19 protein-coding genes are annotated in these 16,795 nt (G+C 38.7%); 8 read left to right on the forward strand and 11 right to left on the reverse strand.

Translation table 11 applies throughout. The annotated features are described in order from the left end of the window. Positions 1–65 precede the first annotated feature (65 nt). Complete coding sequence (locus tag B3297_RS18375; RefSeq protein WP_070565384.1) at positions 66–701, reverse strand: NAD(P)H-dependent oxidoreductase; 636 nt, start codon at positions 699–701, stop codon at positions 66–68. Between the two features lie 336 nt (positions 702–1,037). On the opposite strand from B3297_RS18375, the gene map reads away from it, so the two are divergent. Further along, a complete protein-coding gene (gene map, locus B3297_RS18380; RefSeq protein WP_286709999.1) occupies positions 1,038–1,799 on the forward strand; it encodes a type I methionyl aminopeptidase in 762 nt (253 codons plus the stop codon). A 560-nt stretch (positions 1,800–2,359) separates the two neighbouring features. Continuing rightward, the gene (locus B3297_RS18385; RefSeq protein ID WP_286709998.1) at positions 2,360–3,211 is read left to right on the forward strand and encodes a helix-turn-helix domain-containing protein; all 852 of its coding nucleotides are present in this window, start codon (positions 2,360–2,362) and stop codon (positions 3,209–3,211) included. An 85-nt stretch (positions 3,212–3,296) separates the two neighbouring features. On the opposite strand, the gene B3297_RS18390 is transcribed toward B3297_RS18385, so the two are convergent. After that, positions 3,297–3,851, reverse strand: coding sequence for a cysteine hydrolase family protein (locus B3297_RS18390; protein ID WP_046674600.1), 555 nt, complete (start codon positions 3,849–3,851; stop codon positions 3,297–3,299). A 221-nt stretch (positions 3,852–4,072) separates the two neighbouring features. Here B3297_RS18390 and B3297_RS18395 point away from each other — a divergent pair, with 221 nt between their 5' ends. Further along, on the forward strand, positions 4,073–4,855 hold the full coding sequence (locus tag B3297_RS18395; RefSeq protein WP_204991071.1) for an alpha/beta fold hydrolase: 783 nt from the start codon (positions 4,073–4,075) through the stop codon (positions 4,853–4,855). A gap of 79 nt (positions 4,856–4,934) precedes the next feature. Here the strand turns inward: B3297_RS18395 and B3297_RS18400 are convergent, their stop codons facing one another. The 7 genes from B3297_RS18400 to B3297_RS18430 all read right to left on the reverse strand — a co-directional run bounded on the left by B3297_RS18400 (position 4,935) and on the right by B3297_RS18430 (position 10,516). Further along, positions 4,935–6,233, reverse strand: coding sequence for a cryptochrome/photolyase family protein (locus B3297_RS18400; protein ID WP_115049318.1), 1,299 nt, complete (start codon positions 6,231–6,233; stop codon positions 4,935–4,937). Positions 6,234–6,391: 158 nt separating this feature from the next. Continuing rightward, positions 6,392–7,447 (reverse strand): NAD(P)-dependent alcohol dehydrogenase, encoded by a 1,056-nt coding sequence (locus B3297_RS18405; protein ID WP_201639082.1) that lies wholly within the window; start codon positions 7,445–7,447, stop codon positions 6,392–6,394. A gap of 273 nt (positions 7,448–7,720) precedes the next feature. Further along, positions 7,721–7,951 (reverse strand): hypothetical protein, encoded by a 231-nt coding sequence (locus B3297_RS18410; RefSeq protein WP_046674596.1) that lies wholly within the window; start codon positions 7,949–7,951, stop codon positions 7,721–7,723. 7 nt (positions 7,952–7,958) lie between these two features. Then, the gene (locus tag B3297_RS18415; RefSeq protein WP_070565396.1) at positions 7,959–8,252 is read right to left on the reverse strand and encodes a hypothetical protein; all 294 of its coding nucleotides are present in this window, start codon (positions 8,250–8,252) and stop codon (positions 7,959–7,961) included. A gap of 149 nt (positions 8,253–8,401) precedes the next feature. Next, positions 8,402–8,989, reverse strand: a complete 588-nt coding sequence (locus tag B3297_RS18420; RefSeq protein ID WP_070565398.1) for a TetR/AcrR family transcriptional regulator — start codon at positions 8,987–8,989, stop codon at positions 8,402–8,404. 106 nt (positions 8,990–9,095) lie between these two features. Next, complete coding sequence (locus B3297_RS18425) at positions 9,096–9,587, reverse strand: DUF6624 domain-containing protein (RefSeq protein WP_083295905.1); 492 nt, start codon at positions 9,585–9,587, stop codon at positions 9,096–9,098. Between the two features lie 140 nt (positions 9,588–9,727). Further along, positions 9,728–10,516, reverse strand: a complete 789-nt coding sequence (locus B3297_RS18430; RefSeq protein ID WP_286709996.1) for an AraC family transcriptional regulator — start codon at positions 10,514–10,516, stop codon at positions 9,728–9,730. A gap of 88 nt (positions 10,517–10,604) precedes the next feature. On the opposite strand from B3297_RS18430, the gene B3297_RS18435 reads away from it, so the two are divergent. From B3297_RS18435 to B3297_RS18445, 3 genes are all read left to right on the forward strand, one after another. Beyond that, the gene (locus B3297_RS18435) at positions 10,605–11,660 is read left to right on the forward strand and encodes an SDR family oxidoreductase (RefSeq protein ID WP_070565402.1); all 1,056 of its coding nucleotides are present in this window, start codon (positions 10,605–10,607) and stop codon (positions 11,658–11,660) included. A gap of 140 nt (positions 11,661–11,800) precedes the next feature. Beyond that, positions 11,801–12,484: a dihydrodipicolinate reductase C-terminal domain-containing protein gene (locus B3297_RS18440; RefSeq protein ID WP_070565404.1), complete on the forward strand. Its 684-nt coding sequence runs from the start codon at positions 11,801–11,803 to the stop codon at positions 12,482–12,484. A gap of 47 nt (positions 12,485–12,531) precedes the next feature. Continuing rightward, on the forward strand, positions 12,532–13,032 hold the full coding sequence (locus B3297_RS18445; RefSeq protein WP_070565406.1) for a hypothetical protein: 501 nt from the start codon (positions 12,532–12,534) through the stop codon (positions 13,030–13,032). A 135-nt stretch (positions 13,033–13,167) separates the two neighbouring features. Here B3297_RS18445 and B3297_RS18450 read toward each other — a convergent pair whose 3' ends face one another. Together B3297_RS18450 and B3297_RS18455 are read right to left on the reverse strand one after the other, a co-directional pair. Beyond that, positions 13,168–14,307: an acyltransferase family protein gene (locus B3297_RS18450; protein ID WP_070565408.1), complete on the reverse strand. Its 1,140-nt coding sequence runs from the start codon at positions 14,305–14,307 to the stop codon at positions 13,168–13,170. Between the two features lie 105 nt (positions 14,308–14,412). After that, positions 14,413–15,210 carry a hypothetical protein gene (locus B3297_RS18455; RefSeq protein ID WP_175441983.1) on the reverse strand — a complete coding sequence of 266 codons (798 nt, stop codon included), beginning with the start codon at positions 15,208–15,210 and terminating at the stop codon, positions 14,413–14,415. Between the two features lie 326 nt (positions 15,211–15,536). Here B3297_RS18455 and B3297_RS18460 point away from each other — a divergent pair, with 326 nt between their 5' ends. Continuing rightward, a complete protein-coding gene (locus tag B3297_RS18460) occupies positions 15,537–15,878 on the forward strand; it encodes a hypothetical protein (RefSeq protein WP_286709994.1) in 342 nt (113 codons plus the stop codon). An 8-nt stretch (positions 15,879–15,886) separates the two neighbouring features. Next, on the forward strand, positions 15,887–16,735 hold the full coding sequence (locus tag B3297_RS18465) for a transglutaminase-like domain-containing protein (RefSeq protein ID WP_286709993.1): 849 nt from the start codon (positions 15,887–15,889) through the stop codon (positions 16,733–16,735). The last annotated feature ends 60 nt before the right edge of the window (positions 16,736–16,795 follow it).

Genomic DNA, 16,795 nt, shown 5'->3' on the forward strand with positions numbered 1-16,795 from the left:
ATATTTTTCTATAAAAAAAGCGTTTCGACAATGGTGGAAACGCTTTTTTTAACGTGAACTACAATTTATGCGAGCTCAATCAAAAATTCCTCTTTTGGAAGTCTAAATTTTTTCAGCTTCAACAACCAATCTTGTTCTTCCATCCGATAACCCAACGGAAGCATAACCGCACTCTTCAATCCCAGCTTGTCTAAACCAAGTAATTCATCCAATTCGGCATTTGAAAAACCCTCCATAGGCGTCGCATCAACGCCTAGTTCTGCTGCCTGCGCAATTGCCAAACCAAAAGCAATATAAGCTTGCTTCGCCGCATGTGCCGCTTGTTGTTCTTCTGTAAAACTTGCTAATTGGCCTTTCAACCTATTTTTATACTCGTCAGTGCTGTCTAAAGGTAAACCTCTCAAGGTATTCATCTTGTCGAAGGTTTTATCAATGCGTTCGTCGGTGTATCTATCCCATCCTGCGAACACCAATAGATGTGAACTATCAGCCACTATTTGTTGCCCCCAAGCCACAGGCACAATTTTTTCTTTTAATTCCTGATTCGTAATCACAATTACACGGAACTGTTGAAGTCCAGAAGAGCTAGGTGCCATCCGTGCTGCCTCCAAAATCTTATCCAAATCTTCCTGAGCGACCTTTTTTGTAGGGTCGTATTTTTTTGTGGCATAACGCCATTCTAGAGTATCCAATAAAGCCATTTTGTTTTAATTTAAATGATCAATAGCAATTTCATAAAGTTATATAAAGATACATAAAAAAATAAATGTCTAAACATCAAAATCAAGAAATAAAACAATAAAAACTAGGACAAAAACAGACTGGCATTCAGCATTTATTACTAAACTTTTAAAGCCAAAACACAGTATATTTACTTCTAATCGCAAATAAATGCCTATTTTATTCAATTTTATTAAGACCTTTGTATTGGTTTATATCCGGTATAACAAAATGACCTTGAACTATTTGTTCTCGGTGGTAATACCCTAACAAAATAGAAAACTGAGCTTTCATGCTCAAAAATAAAAACATCAGCGATGTCTATAACGAATGAAACTGAGCTAACAGGCATACAAAAAGCGAGCGATGCCGTTGCCATCACCTTAAAGGCTATGATAGAATATGCTCAAGAGGGCATGTCCACGAAGGAGCTTGACGAATATGGAGCCGAAATATTGAAAGGTATGGGTGCAAATTCTGCTCCCGCTCTCACTTATGGTTTCCCAGGTTACACGTGTATCAGTATAAACAACGAATTTTGCCACGGAATACCTACGGCGGAAAGGATATTGCAAGAGGGCGATTTGATCAATATCGATGTATCTGCCGAATTAGATGGATATTGGGCTGATAATGGTTGTTCCTTTGTTATAGGAAAGGACATCTTTGAACACGAAAAATTGGTCAATGCATCGAAAGAAATTCTTCAAAAGGCAATCAATAATATTCGTGGTGGTGTGAAAATAGCCGATATTGGGCATCTAATCGAAACTGAGGCTAAAAAAAGAGGGTATAAAGTCATCAAGAACCTTGGCGGACATGGTGTAGGAAAAAGTCTGCACGAGGAGCCCGACGAACTGCTTAACTATAAAAACCGCTTCGACCAACGAAGATTTCGAAAAAATACCGTTGTTGCTATTGAAACCTTTATTTCAACGACCTCCACCTACGCAACCGAACTCAACGATGGCTGGACAATGGTTGGTGACAAAGGTGGATTCATGGCACAACACGAACATACGATTCTCGTTACCGATGGCTATCCCGTTATATTAACTGTACAGAATGCAATTTACTAGCCCGTAATAAGAAAATCCTTATAGGTCTTTTCGAACAAGTTATTGAAAGCTATCGAAAAGACCTATTTTCTTTAAATAAGACTCCAAACTTGTGGTATAGTGCATCAACCCTTTACATCAGGATAGAGGTTGTTAAAAAAATTAAGGGGCCTCTCATAATGAGAAAACCCCCAAATAATATATTTTTATGGCTAAATAATTTTTGTCAAACCCAAAGATTAATCCCACTGGATAACTGACTACAGCAGTAAAAATAGCTTATTCTTCTCAACAAAAAAGTGATGAAAATCACTTTTCATAAAATTTTTATTCTCCTGTTCAAAATTCAGCTTCACTCGTCTTCACATTTCCCTCAACTATTGTCTTTTAACTGTTTTGAAAACTATTTTGAAAAACACCAAACATTAGAAAACCTTTGTTCCAAACTCTTCGCTTCCAACCCTTACTCCTTGCTCAGCTGCCTGAATAAACATGCAGAATAAAACGCTACGATAATATTTGTATTTCGGCTGGTGTAACTTATAAAGTTTAGTATTTTTGATCGATTAAAGTAATCTAGATTGAGAACAATAAAATTCCATAAGGGAGAATGCGGTGTTGACTTCTTGTTGAATGTCCTCAACGAGATGGAAACGGATTATACACATCAAGAAACTTACCATAAAGACTTTTTTGAAATTCTATTTTTCAAAAAAGCGAAAGGCAGATTGATATTGGGGCAAGAGATCCTCTCCTTGTCCGACAATTCAATTATCTTTATTTCAGCTTTTCAGAAACATACCTGGGAACTGGATCCTGAACACCTTGAGTTTACAACATTGATTTTTCAGGAAGACTTTTTAAATGATTTCTTTTCGGATAAATTATTCACATACAAACTATTATATTTCTACCAGCTTAGTTATGTACCCCAGATTATAGCAGATGACACACATATGTCAAAATTCTTAGGTCTTCTCGCCGAAATTAAACTTGAACTCATGGAAACCCAAGCAGATAGTGTCCATATTATTCGTTCTTTACTTTATTACCTATTGCAAACTTTAAACCGAAAATATGCACGCTTAAATATGCTTCCGAACCAAAAAGCGGAAAATAACTTCGCCTATCAATTCAAAGAACTTATGGAACAGTTCATTCGGAAGAAACAACGGGTAAACGAATATGCGACACTTATGGGAATAAGTAGGATTACACTAAATCAGGCCGTTAAGGCACAGTTTAATACCACAGCTGCCCACTTACTTCGACAACGGTTACTATTCGAGATTCAGGATCTGCTGATCCACTCTGACCATTCCGTTAATCAAATTGCTTTTGATCTTAACTTTTCAGAACCCAATCATTTAATGCGTTTTTTTAAAACTCAAACTGGAAAAACCATAAGTGCATTTATTCAGGAATCCAAATAAATGTTGAATTATCTATTATACAAATTGTCGCTATGGAAATCGGGCCATGCAGATCGGCCTCCCCATGGCCCGATTTCCCTATAAATCAATAGCGTGCCAAGTACGTCTCGGTATCCTGAACCTGCGCATAAAAGAACGCCAAAGCAGCAAGAAAGGCATGCTGAACATCCAGTGCAGCAACTACGGAACCATTAATCTCAAGATCTCGCGTTGCACAGGCATCAGCAATTACAGTACATGAAAAACCTAAATCGACAGCGGCGCGTACCGTAGCGTCGATACACATATGGGTCATCATGCCTACGACAACAAGTTTCTCGACCTTATTGCTGCGAAGGTAATCCAATAATTCTGTCTCTCTAAAGCTGTTGGGAAAATGTTTACGTATTACTAGCTCGTTTGGCATTGGACTCACGCTTTCATGAATTTCGGCAGCTCTTGTGCCATCAATAAAGAATGGCATTGCTTTTGGATCTGAGGAAATATGTTGGATATGAACCACAGGTAACTTTTCTCGCCTAAATTGGTCGATCACTCTTCTGGCGTTCATCCCTGCCTTTAAGGGATCCACAAGTTCCATTCCGCCATCTTCAAAATACTCGTTTTGAATATCAATGACTATTAATGCGCTATTTCTCATCTATTTTATGAATTAAGTTTAATACAAAATTAAGCTGGATTTAGCGGCGATGACCTACCAATAAATCACCAAATACTACCATTTTGATAAGAGCGATAAGACGGGATGGATAGAAAGTTATGTAATGTTTTACATAATTTCGATCAAAAAATCACCAACAAAAGCTAACTTCGCTGCATATACACGTCACATACAGGTGATAAATCGTAATAATAGATATCATGGCATTGAAAGAATTACAACACAGCAAAATATATGGCGCAGATAACGGTGGCACTCCATTAATTGTCCTACATGGGCTTTTTGGCATGGCAGACAACTGGGGATCCTTTGGTCGTAGTTTTGGCGAGAAAAGACAGGTACATCTACTCGATCTTCGTAATCACGGACGAAGTTTCCATAGTGAAGATATGTCGGTGGAAGTTATGGTAGACGATCTGCTGTCCTATATTGCATCCATTGGAGCAGATAAAGTATTGCTATTGGGCCATTCTCTAGGCGGAAAAGTAGCGATGCAATTTGCTATTGACCATCCTGAAAAGATTGAAAAACTGATCATCGCTGATATAGCTCCGAAAGCTTATCCTCCACATCATGAGGACATATTCGACGCGCTATCTGCTGTAGATATTACAACACTAGAAAACAGGAAAGATGTACAAGTAAAGATTGAACACTACTTGAGCGATCCGGGTGTTATCCAATTTTTATTGAAAAATGTATATATCAGAGAAGATCGAAAATTAGATTGGCGCTTTAATCTGGATGTTTTAAAAAATAAATATACGGAGTTTATTACTGTCGGGGTAAAATCAGGAATATTCAACGGCCCCACATTATTTCTACCAGGAGAAAAATCAAGATACATATTACCTGAAGATAAGATTAAGATCAGGGAACAATTTCCAAATGCCGTATTTAAAACAATTCCTAATGCTGGTCACTGGGTTCAAGCTGAAAATCCACAGGTATTCGACGCATTCGTTGCCGAGTTTTTAGATTGATAAAAATGAGATACATTGAATGTCTACTCCGACTTGTTGGTCCTTAAAACCTCTCGTAAGATGTAGACATTCAATTCTATTATTTCAACGCCTTTGCGTAGGTCTTTATCGCACGATCACGGGCAATCTGATGGTCAACCATAGGCTCACAATAGGCTGGAGTACCTAATTCAGGAACCCATTTTTTTATATACTCCTGATTTTTATCGAACTTCTCAGCCTGAAGCGTCGGATTAAAAACCCTGAAATACGGGGCTGCGTCGCAGCCACTGCCTGAGGCCCATTGCCAGTTACCATTGTTGGCCGACAGATCATAATCATTTAATTTTTGCGCAAAGTAGGCCTCCCCCCACCTCCAGTCAATCAAAAGGTGTTTACAAAGAAAACTGGCTACGACCATTCGTACGCGATTGTGCATATAACCGGAAGTATTCAATTGGCGCATACCCGCATCTACTAAAGGATATCCGGTCTGTCCTTCACACCATTGCTGGAATTCTACCTCATCGTTCCGCCATTGTATGGCGTCGTATTGCTTTCTAAAGGATTCGGTAACAACATGCGGATAGTGATAGAGAATCTGCATAAAAAATTCACGCCAGATCAATTCAGACAACCAGGTCGCATTGTGTTTTAAAGCAAAGGTAACACACCGACGTACACTGATTGTTCCAAAACGAAGTGCTATCCCCAAATGAGTAGTGCCCATTAACGCTGGATAATCGCGGGTTTTATCATAGTGATCAATGATAGTAGCATCCAGGTGTGGTTCTTTAAAGCTAAGATCGGTCTCTAAAAAACCTAAGTTCTCCAAAGAAATGATCTGCTGATGCTTTTGCTGAACGAAGGGTTCCATTGCGTAGGTATAGGAACGATGGTCCTCAGGACGTAATTTCTCACGCCATTTTTTTGCATAAGGCGTATAAACCGTATATGGTGTCCCATCATTCTTTAAGATATCTGCTTTATCAAAAATAACCTGATCTTTCACAGCTTTGAAGGGAATTCCCTTAGCTTGAAAGAACTCAAAAATTTCTTTGTCCCGCGCAATTGCCATTGGCTCATAGTCCCGATTACAATAGACGCCCTGCACATCAAATTTTTCAACCAAGTTCCTGTAGATAGCGATAGGTTTACCATAGAACGTATTCAACGTTGCACCACTTTCCCCTAGTATAGTATTGATACGGGTTAAAGCCTGATGGATGTAATGAAGACGTCGATCCCTTTTATCCTCCAATTGCATCAAAATTTCCTCGTCAAATATAAATATAGGTAGTACCGGATAACCCAAAGCCAGCGCGCGAGCAAGCCCGGCATTATCATCCAGCCGTAAATCACGACGAAACCAAAACACAATAATTTTATTTTTTTCCATAAAAACGACCAATATTTACCATCATTACCCATGTTAACAATTTTAAAGGGTAAAAGGTTAACTCAATAATTAGGTAAAAATACCTCTATAAACAGACTGAACCATCAAAGGTACTTGAAATTCCCCTTGATGGTTCAGCATTGAATAATTTTATTGTGTTAGTTTTTCAAACTTGCCATGTCAATAACAAACCGGTATTTAACATCACTTTTCAATAGTCTATCATAAGCATGATTGATATCCTGCATTTTAATCAGCTCTATGTCGGATATAATATTGTGTTTACCACAAAAATCAAGCATCTCCTGTGTTTCGGCTATCCCCCCGATCATCGAACCTGAAAAACTCTTACGTGTTGGAATCAGGCTAAAAGGAGCCACAGGAAGTGGATGCTCAGGAGCACCAACAAGAGTCAGGGAACCATCTCGTTTCAATAAACTTAAATAGGCATTGATGTCATGCTGTGCCGAAACACAATCTAAAATGAAATGTAAAGTTCCCGCATGCGCTTTCATTTGTTCTGCATCAGTTGACAAGATCACTTCATCGGCACCTAAACGTTTGGCGTCATCCACTTTAGACGCAGACGTTGTAATGACAACAACTTGTGCTCCCATTGCTTTCGCTATTTTTACCCCCATGTGTCCCAAGCCGCCGATACCTACGATACCTACTTTTTTTCCTGGTCCCACATTCCAATGCCTCAAAGGCGAATAAGTGGTAATTCCAGCACATAATAAAGGCGCTGTTGCTGCAAGATCCAAATTTTCAGGAATGTGGAGCACAAAATCCTGGTCTACTACAACGCGTTCGGAATAACCGCCGAATGTCTGTTTATTAAGGTGCTTATCGTGTCCATTGTAGGTTTGAATATTTCCACTTTCACAATATTGTTCCAGTCCTTCCTTACAACTTTCACATTCGCGACAACTATCTACCATACAGCCTACACCAGCCAAATCGCCGACTTTAAACTTGGTCACCGCTGAGCCAACTTGAGTAATTCGCCCCACAATTTCATGGCCGGGTACATTCGGATAAACGGTCCCACCCCATTCGTTTCGCGCTGTATGTAAATCCGAATGGCAAACTCCACAAAATAAGATATCAATCTCGACATCTTTCTCCGTCACTTCGCGACGTTCAATATCCATCTGTTTTAGATCGGCCGTTGGTGCACTTGTTCCAAAAGCTCTAATTGAAAATGTACTCATACTTGATAAAATTGTTGTTTTCTGTTTTAAATGACTGCATAAAATTCCTATGTACAACACAGATTCCATCCGCACGATAAAATTAACCAATGGATGGAAAAAATGTTTTGAAGGAACGATAACAAAAGTAAAAAGCAACTTTCAGAATTATGTTGCCATAAAGCTCAAGTTGCTGTTTCTTTACGGCTCACCGCATCATGCTTGAACATCTGCGATAAGCTAAGCTTTGTAAACCGCACGGGTTCGTCAGGATTTTCTACCTGTACAGACGGATTAATCAGTATCTTCTACCTGTACAAATTGCATTGCCAACCCCTGTTTCTGGCAGATGTTCAGAATAGAAAATTCCAATCGGGTACTAATCCGCAGGACAAGCAAAAATTGCTGATCATCCAACAATAAATCAATATTTTTTATCTCCGGGAAACTCTGATAGAGAAAATGATAAATCTCGCTGGCTTTCCACTTCAGCTTACGAGATAAAGAATAAACAACTTTATACATATTTAGATTATTTCAAAATTTTAACGGCAATTTGTTGTAATTGGTGGTTCAAAAAAGGCATCTGTTTCAGTTCCTCAAAATCTCGGGCTAGTCGAACCTTTTTATTTTCATTTTCCAGCGCAAGAGCGAGGCTATCCAAGCTCTCCACATCATTGTGTATCAATAAATAACAATCAATATCGGGATCCAGTACCCCCATCATTTCAGGGCGGATCGTTTCCTCTGTCTCCACCATGACCAAAACGCATCTTTCTGATGCAAAGCTATCCACCGACTTGCCTACTTTCGCATTTAACACCATAGTTGTCATCCTGTTTATTGTCTGTATAAAAAGAATCGATCAATCAAAATAGACATATTTTGTATTTTTGTCGAAACCACCTTCTAAAAAAAGAACGATATACGTCCCTATTATTTACAATAACTTTTTCTCGTTATCCTGTCGAATGGCTAGCGCAGCCCCTTAACACATATACTTGTCAACCAGGAAAGCCTAGCTTCAAAATCCGGAAAACGATCAAAAAGTAAAACTTCCTGCTCAAAACAACGTGATGTTGTCACTAACATTTCCGATAAAAACAGGATATCCTTTTCCTCCAAGGCCTGAATTTCTTCTTTCCTAACGGCTAATTCAATCATTTCACGAATCAGCTTAATCTCGTCGTCCAGCATGTAACGTGTTTTTGAAACCATCAGGGCCGGATCGGATTTCATATCTTCGAATGCGAGATGAAAACGTTTCGTAATTAAATTAATCTGACGTAGTTTTGCTTGTAAAAAACCAACTAAATTATCTTCCAGTGAAGCGTCCCTGTTATAAGTTTTACTCGCGACCTCAAACACTTGCTGACATAAGTACTCCGCAATCGCATCAAAGACATCCATCTTACTGGTAAAGTAGTAATATAACGTGCTCCGCCCCTTTCCACAAGCTTTTGAAATATCCTGCATGGAAACCCTTGCAAATCCATAGGTTTCAAACACTTTCATGGATGATAAGATAATTTCCTCTTTAATATTTTCTTGTTGACCTGTCATTAATCGACAAATCTACAAAAAATGTCGAAAAATCAATTCACCCAGCCAACTTTTTTTCGCCACTCATTATAGGTGTCGTTCTCCTGATCCAGAAATGGAATTCGCTTCACATCTTCAATTTATTCATTTCTTTAGGATTAAGGGGTAAAAGGTTCATTGTGCTCCTTAAGCTGTTTATTGCATTTTTATCTTCCACGGGATAAATACTGCCACAGCTGCTTAACTGTGTCCCATAACGTTGCGGCTTACTTTTGAAAACCTGAATTCGATCGTGCAAATAAGCCAGATTTGCGAGATTGACGTCCAAGATATTATCAAGAAGCAACTGATAACAATCTTGCATAAATTGAGGTTCTCCTATCGCATGCTGAACAATCAGCCAAGCTGAATTGCTAGCTGCTTCGCCGACTTTTGAAATAGTTGGATAACCTATTTCGGCAATGATTTCACGTAATCTTTTTGCATTCCGTCGGTGAATTGTTTCCATCTCCACATGATATCCACCATGAAGCTCTCCCCTCTGCAATAACTTTTCCCGCATTGATTCGTCGTCCTGCGCTAATCGGATAATCTCTTCCGCAATATTTCTATATAACATCTCAATTTTCTAAAATTTTTAATACGTATTTTACTTCTCTAAATCCTTTCCGCCTCGGCCGGTAACCTATTACATTCATAAGCTATTTTGCTCAACTATTGCTAGATTACATTTGATTTGAATACATCGACGGAAATACACTACGTTTTATGTATAATCTTATTCAGGTGACTTACATCAGTCAGCCCAAATTCAGCGACAATTTCCTTTAAGGTAACTCTTCCTGTTGCTATTCTTTGACGTATTAATGTATTGCGGTAGTTTTGAATATATTCGCGTAAGGTAATTCCTGCCTGACGTTTAAAGTAAATACCGAGATAATCGTTGGCAATGTTAAAATGCTCCGCCATTATTTGTATCCGTAAACGATTGGGATCGTAAATATTTTTATGGATATAACAAAACATGGCCTGCAGGTCACGGCTTTTAAAACTATTGCTACGCAATTCGGGCATATTCCGCTGCAAAACATGTACAACACTGAATAATTGGAACCAAATAAGCTCCTGATTTACAATTTGATCTTTTCTTAATAAGAGAAGGGTATCAAAGATCAGTGTTATTATCGCATTATCTTCTCCAACTAACTGAAACCCCATCTGATGAGTTTCTCTACTTTTTATAAGATATTCCAGCTGTTGTATAGCGGACGTAGAACCCGAACTGTTACGACCCAGGTAGGCGTCGGTGAACTTAAGATATACAAAATGGGTGAGTTGTTCGATTTCAAAATAATGTTGGTCATCTGGCCCTAGTAGAAAGATCGACCCTGCTTTGTAAGGAAATGAATGCCCATTAACAATATGTCGCCCTGTCCCCTCACGAATAAAAATGAACTCGTAATGATTGTGATTGTGTTCCGGATGAGTCCATTCAAGTATCTTAAACCCTGAAATAAGCACCGGTTCAAACTGACGATAACGTTTCATTTCAGAAATATACCTAATTATATTGGATTTTTACATTAAAACCCACTAAGCTTCCAACTAACTTTGGCCCTATAAGTAATATAGAAAGATGAAGACTAGAAAAAACACCGCTTTAGTTGTTGGCGCCAATGGCGTTGTTGGCAACAATCTCATAGACTATCTTGAAAAGATGGAGGAATGGGAAATTATAGGTTTATCACGACGAGCAAATGCCGATCGGGCTAACGTTCGTTTTATCGCTGTAGATTTATTGGATATAGCCGATTGTCTCAAAAAGCTAGGCAACTTGGATACCGTAACCCATATTTACTACGTTGCTTATCAGGATAGACCGACCTGGGCTGAGCTAGTGGAGCCCAATATGAAAATGCTAAGCAATGTTTTGACCGCGGTGGAACCGGTAGCAAGTGATCTTCAGCACATCAGCTTAATGCAAGGGTATAAAGTATATGGTGCTCATCTGGGCCCTTTCAAGACACCAGCCAAAGAATCAGATGCCGGACATATGCCGCCGGAATTCAATACCAGCCAACAGCAATACCTCGAACAATTGCAAAAGGGTAAGAAATGGACTTGGTCAGCGATGCGTCCGTCAGTTGTTGGTGGAACGGCCCCCAATAATCCCATGAATCTAGCGATGCTCATTGCTGTATATGCATCTATCTCAAAAGAACTCGGTATTCCACTTCGATTTCCAGGAAAAATTGGCGCTTTTCAGACATTGATGGAAATGACCGATGCAACACTATTAGCCAAAGCAACGGTATGGGCCTCGACCAATCCACAAGCGGCCAATCAAGCCTTCAACATTAACAACGGCGATCTCTTCCGCTGGAAGGAACTATGGCCCAAATTAGCGGCCTATTTTGATATGGAAAGCGCTGATCCTATTCCGCTATCACTCAACACAATGATGGCAGACAAGGAGCCTTTATGGCAAAAATTAAAAGAAAAGCATTTATTAAGCTATAGCTATGATCAAGTTTCAGCTTGGCCTTTTGGCGATTTTGTATTTTCTTGGAATTATGATTTTTTTGCCGATGGCACAAAGGCAAGGCGTCTCGGCTTTCATGAATTTATTGACACCGAACAAATGTTTTATCAGCTCTTTGACGAAATGCGTAAAAAAAGAATAATTCCATAATAGCAAAGATTAAATTTTACCGTCTATTTTTGTAACTTACCCGGCTCAAGCATAACCTTTACTTCATTGCAATTTCATCCGGTATCATTTTATCGTTTCATAGTCAAAAGGATAGCAGATGTTTTGATAAAACAAACAATATGAATACAAAAAAAGCCTTTGTAGTTGGATCAGGAGAACTGGCAAACGCGATACTGGAAGCCGATTATTCCATCCCCAATGTAGAAATTCTACCTTGGCAGCCATCCATTACAACGTCGTCGCCATCGATCATTATACATGCCGGATCGGGTCGGGAGCTGCAAGATTGTCTTGATTTTTGTGCACGTACGGATTCGGTATTCATTGAATTGTCTACAGGGCTAGAGACCGAAAAGCTCGAGACAGCGTTTCCACTTGTCATTTGCCCAAATACCTCCATACTTTTGCTAAAAACACTCCATATGCTTCAACAATTTGGTCATAATTTCAAAGACTACGAAATATCTATTATGGAGTCTCATCAGTCCTCCAAGCTTACTGAACCAGGTACAGCTTATCATATAGCCAATTCTTTACATGTCGCTCATGAACGCGTTATCTCTATTCGCGATGCAAAAACGCAAGCTTATAAAATCCATATTCCCGTTGCCTACTTAGAAAAGCATGCCTACCATCAGATTGTGATCAAAGATAAAAATGATGAAATTAAAATTGAGACCAAGGTCCTCGGACATGATTCTTATTCAAATGGTGTCAAAAAAATCCTTGAAGCATGTGTCAACAATAAATTAGCCAATAGAAGGCATACTGTATTGGATTTGGTAGCTATGGGGCTACTTTAGTTAAACTTTCAATTTAGAAAGGAGCTTTCTACACAACGTCTAAAAATATGGGATTTGGAGTATTTATCTTTATACCGTTGCTGATAATTCTGCTGTTATGCGGGGTTATCACAAAAAGACGATTCTTCGGGTATGCAATTTTATCTCTGATCGGTGGCGCAATTATACTTTTTTCTTTGTCTCAATTTTTTCAATGGATCACGAGCCCAAAAATCCTAAAAAAAGAAGATTATTATGGTACCTACCACATAAAGCGTGACCTGTTCCCAGGAAAACAAGCTGACTGGCAATATAATAGCTACAATTTTGTCATAAAGGATAACGATTCGATTTATTTCAACGTCGTAAGTGCGGGTAAAGTATCCAAAGTTTACAAAGGCAAGATCGAAACAGTCTGTCCTTACCAATCCGCACGCTTAAAACTGTGGATGGACTTCCCCGCTCATCATATTCTTGCTTCAGATCCAACGGTATACCGAAGCCCTTTAGGCTTCTATTTGGTATTTTATTCGTCGAAATATAACAACGTTTTTTTTGAAAAAGACTGACATTGAAGCGTTATTTAACATGACAAGATATTTTCTCTATGTACAGATCACTGTCCTAGGTAACATGCATAAAAAAACACCAAAAAATGGTGTTTTCTTATTTTATAATAAATAATAGGATTAGTTTGCTAGCATCTATTTCCCTTTTGCCTTTAGAAATCGTTTTGACAAATATTGCCGTACGGGTATATCGTATAACTTCAAACAGCCGTATGCAAGCACAATACTTCCGATCACGACAGCCGCTGCTCCGGGCAACGACTCTTCAAAACTCAGATTTTCATTCTTAACCCAAGCATAGTATAGATAGATAAAGGGATAATGTACCATATACAAAGGATAGGATATATCACCTAAAAACTTGCAAAGCCAACTTGTAATACCATTACCGCCCTTGCCAGAAGCGCCTAACACAACGAGTAAAGGGAAAACCACGACACAACATAGCGTGTCGTATAAACCATTCATCCATAGTTGCTCGGCACCACCAATGCGCGGCATAGCCAAAAGTGGCACTAGGATCAAACTACAAATCCAAAATGCGCCCTTGATCTGTAAAGACTTAAATACTCTAGATAAGAATAAGCCTGCTGTAAATGAAAACAAAAGACGAAGTGAACCCGCCGTAAATTCCGTTTCTGTGAGTGAAAAACCAGCACAGATATCTCCCAAAGGTCCCAATATCGCAAAGGCCGCCAACCCTATCCCGAATAAAACAACGAGCCCAGCCAATACTTTGGTTGAAAATCTACGAATAATCAATGCATACAGAATATTACCGATGTATTCGAAAAACAACGACCAGCTCGGCCCATTTAATGGAAACATCTCCCCAAGCCCTCTCACTTCTTGCCCTGGAATGGCAGGAATCAACAAGGCATTCAAAAGGGTCGCGATTGCCAGCGAAGAAAATGTCACCTTAGTCACATCCCAAACAGAACATCCCTGAAAATAAAACATGACTGCTCCAATGATCGCACCCATTACAACCATCGGATGTAAACGTATTATCCGACGCTTGATAAATTCTTTTATTGTCATTGTCTTCCAACGATCGTCATAAGCATAGCCCACGACAAAACCTGAAAGCATAAAGAAAAAGTCAACGGCCAAATAACCGTGATTAATACGCTGGTCTAAATGGCTCGTCGCAAAGGCTTCAAAAATATGAAAGCAAACAACAGTTATAGCTGCTACACCGCGTAACCCGTCAAGTACTGCATAATGTGGTTTGGTATCTGCATAAACGGAAGTCGGTATTTGAGTATCGGACATAAAAACAAAACGATTTGATTGATTTTTTTACAAGGACGTAAATATAAACAAAATCGTCCATGCAGATTTGTAACAAGTTTACCGGTGCCCCATTTTTAAAGGCTGTTAATTAACACTGGGAATATAATCCGGTAAGTAAACCTGCTCTTTTTGCATATTTTGGATGTAAATTTTAGAATAAATTTCCAAACGGATATCGGTGATGTCTGTAGTCGTCGGCTTGTCGTCTTCATCTTCTCCAAATGAAAAAATCTGTTCTTCCCTTCTATTTTTTTTATGCAAAAAATAGTAAAAGTCTTTATTTTCCCAACCTTTTATATCACTTCCCGCATCATCTTGAACCTTCAATTTTGTAAACGTCTTCTGTAGATAGTTGTAAATATTTTGAAAATCATCTTTATTTTTTGAAGTCTTCAGTGCATATAGATAAGCAAATTCACCATTTTTATCCTCTGCCACTGTCAACGCTGGAAAAGGAACTCCGTTTAATATGGCTATGGTGTCCTTATCTTCATTGTAAGAAACCGTGGTGTAACGATAACCGAAATCTCTGACCGGCTTTAATTTTCGTGTTCCCCAGGCTGCAGTAGACTCGATATAAAATGGTGTTGGCAAACTCCCTTCTGAATTAAAAACAGCAAGCGTATCCTTTTTAAATATGGCAGTTTCAAAGACTTCTTTCAACTCTTTCTTATCCATACTTTTAACGTCCGCATGCAGCAACTCTTCGCTCCTTTTTATCTTGGGGCCATAAAATTTGGATGCATTAAAGGTTCTATCCAATTTTTCAAGTATCACCCTGTCTGGATCTTGCGATTGACAGGAATACAGCATACCCGATAAAAGGATCAGACAGCATACACTATAATATAGAAAATGAAACGGCTTCATCGGAATTGTCATTTAAATTATTTTTTGGGTTATGATCTTTACTTTGCCGTAAAGATCTTCAAACTAAAATAAATTTGTATTCATTTGCAAATGAAATTGTGCGGGATTAACACCTTTTGACTTTTTAGAAGTGCAGCGCAATCCAAAAGTACATCATTCGTGGTCGCTTGCTATTTGGGAGTCCTTCTGCTCAAATTCAGAAACATCACTAAGTAAATTGGGCTTCCAAGCTACTAGTCAGACTATAAAACGTATTCTTACATATAAAAATCAATTTATCTATGTTTGAAATATACAAATTGTGTTAATTTAAATAGATCAAGAACAAGCAAGCTCATATGATGTTCAAAAAGGTATTTTCTTTCGTTTTCTGCTGTTTGTCTACAGCCATTTTTTTCAACGTATCTGCACAAGATTTCAAGCTTTCCTCGTTGCCAAGTCAGTATCAAAAACCGGTCAAAAATGCACTAAAAGCTGCCGGCATGAATCGCACTGAATTAGAGAAAGTACTAGCAAATCTACCCAAAGAAATGCGTGAAGGGGCAGCTTTTCTCATAGCTTATATGCCCAAGAATGATTTAACGACTATTAAGAGCATCTTATCCATAATATTGAAAAGGCTTACCAGGCAAGATCAACGTTTTCCTGGGCAAAGGAAATTCCAGATTCAATTTTTCTAAATGAGGTATTGCCCTATCGGGTATTTTCTGAAGATCTCGACGATTGGCGTGGTGACTTCTACGATCGTTTCTCAAAATATGTGACAAATAGCAAAACGATAAAAGATGCCATTGTAGCCATAAATAAGAATATCAGAGATGAAGTGAAAGTCGATTACAATACGCAACGAAAAAAAGCAGATCAAAATCCATCTGAATCGATAAGCCAAGGAATGGCTTCTTGTACCGGATTATCCATTTTATTGATCGACGCATTGCGATCAGTAGGTATACCGGCTCGGATTGCGGGAACGCCAAACTGGCATGACAACCGTGGTAACCACAGTTGGGTCGAGGTGTGGATTAATGGTAAATGGTATTTTACTGAATATTATCCGGACAAAGACCTGAATTACAGCTGGTTTTTAGCAGACGCGGGTAAAGCCGATCCGAATAGCAAGGAACATTCTATTTATGCGGCTTCCTACAAACCGGCAGCTACCTCATTCCCGGCGTGGAGTGAAACAGAAGTGTATGCCGATAATGTTTCTCAGCGCTATATTGATCTATTCAATCAGCAATATAGCCAACAATTGAAGGACAAATCTTACACCCGTCTAAACGTAACCATGTATCTCAGTAAGGATCAATGTCAACCGGAAGGAAGAACAAAATGCAATGTAGATATCTTCCAAGGAAATGATCAAATTGGCGGAGGCTCGACTGCTACTAAACTGCAGGATGCGAATGATCATTTAACATTTATCGTGAAAAAAAATCAGTCTTATACATTGAGGTACAGCAATAAAAGTGGGCCTACCGAAAAGAAAGTAACTGTAAACGATGAGCCTTTAAATGTGATATTATACTTCAATTAATGTAGATTATTATTTCGTAAATTGAAATTATGAAAAATATTTTTGACAAAACAGTGGGTG

This window comes from Sphingobacterium sp. UBA3519 (assembly GCF_002377215.1).
Lineage (GTDB): Bacteria > Bacteroidota > Bacteroidia > Sphingobacteriales > Sphingobacteriaceae > Sphingobacterium > Sphingobacterium multivorum.

Bases quoted from the DNA above. Each gene is read 5' to 3' on its own strand.
- B3297_RS18375 (WP_070565384.1), bottom strand. From the start codon at position 701: ATGGCTTTATTGGATACTCTAGAATGGCGTTATGCCACAAAAAAATAC.
- map (WP_286709999.1), top strand. From the start codon at position 1,038: ATGTCTATAACGAATGAAACTGAGCTAACAGGCATACAAAAAGCGAGC.
- B3297_RS18390 (WP_046674600.1), bottom strand. From the start codon at position 3,851: ATGAGAAATAGCGCATTAATAGTCATTGATATTCAAAACGAGTATTTT.
- B3297_RS18395 (WP_204991071.1), top strand. From the start codon at position 4,073: ATGGCATTGAAAGAATTACAACACAGCAAAATATATGGCGCAGATAAC.
- B3297_RS18400 (WP_115049318.1), bottom strand. From the start codon at position 6,233: ATGGAAAAAAATAAAATTATTGTGTTTTGGTTTCGTCGTGATTTACGG.
- B3297_RS18405 (WP_201639082.1), bottom strand. From the start codon at position 7,447: ATGAGTACATTTTCAATTAGAGCTTTTGGAACAAGTGCACCAACGGCC.
- B3297_RS18410 (WP_046674596.1), bottom strand. From the start codon at position 7,951: ATGTATAAAGTTGTTTATTCTTTATCTCGTAAGCTGAAGTGGAAAGCC.
- B3297_RS18415 (WP_070565396.1), bottom strand. From the start codon at position 8,252: ATGGTGTTAAATGCGAAAGTAGGCAAGTCGGTGGATAGCTTTGCATCA.
- B3297_RS18420 (WP_070565398.1), bottom strand. From the start codon at position 8,989: ATGACAGGTCAACAAGAAAATATTAAAGAGGAAATTATCTTATCATCC.
- B3297_RS18425 (WP_083295905.1), bottom strand. From the start codon at position 9,587: ATGTTATATAGAAATATTGCGGAAGAGATTATCCGATTAGCGCAGGAC.
- B3297_RS18430 (WP_286709996.1), bottom strand. From the start codon at position 10,516: ATGAAACGTTATCGTCAGTTTGAACCGGTGCTTATTTCAGGGTTTAAG.
- B3297_RS18435 (WP_070565402.1), top strand. From the start codon at position 10,605: ATGAAGACTAGAAAAAACACCGCTTTAGTTGTTGGCGCCAATGGCGTT.
- B3297_RS18440 (WP_070565404.1), top strand. From the start codon at position 11,801: ATGAATACAAAAAAAGCCTTTGTAGTTGGATCAGGAGAACTGGCAAAC.
- B3297_RS18445 (WP_070565406.1), top strand. From the start codon at position 12,532: ATGGGATTTGGAGTATTTATCTTTATACCGTTGCTGATAATTCTGCTG.
- B3297_RS18450 (WP_070565408.1), bottom strand. From the start codon at position 14,307: ATGTCCGATACTCAAATACCGACTTCCGTTTATGCAGATACCAAACCA.
- B3297_RS18455 (WP_175441983.1), bottom strand. From the start codon at position 15,210: ATGACAATTCCGATGAAGCCGTTTCATTTTCTATATTATAGTGTATGC.
- B3297_RS18460 (WP_286709994.1), top strand. From the start codon at position 15,537: ATGATGTTCAAAAAGGTATTTTCTTTCGTTTTCTGCTGTTTGTCTACA.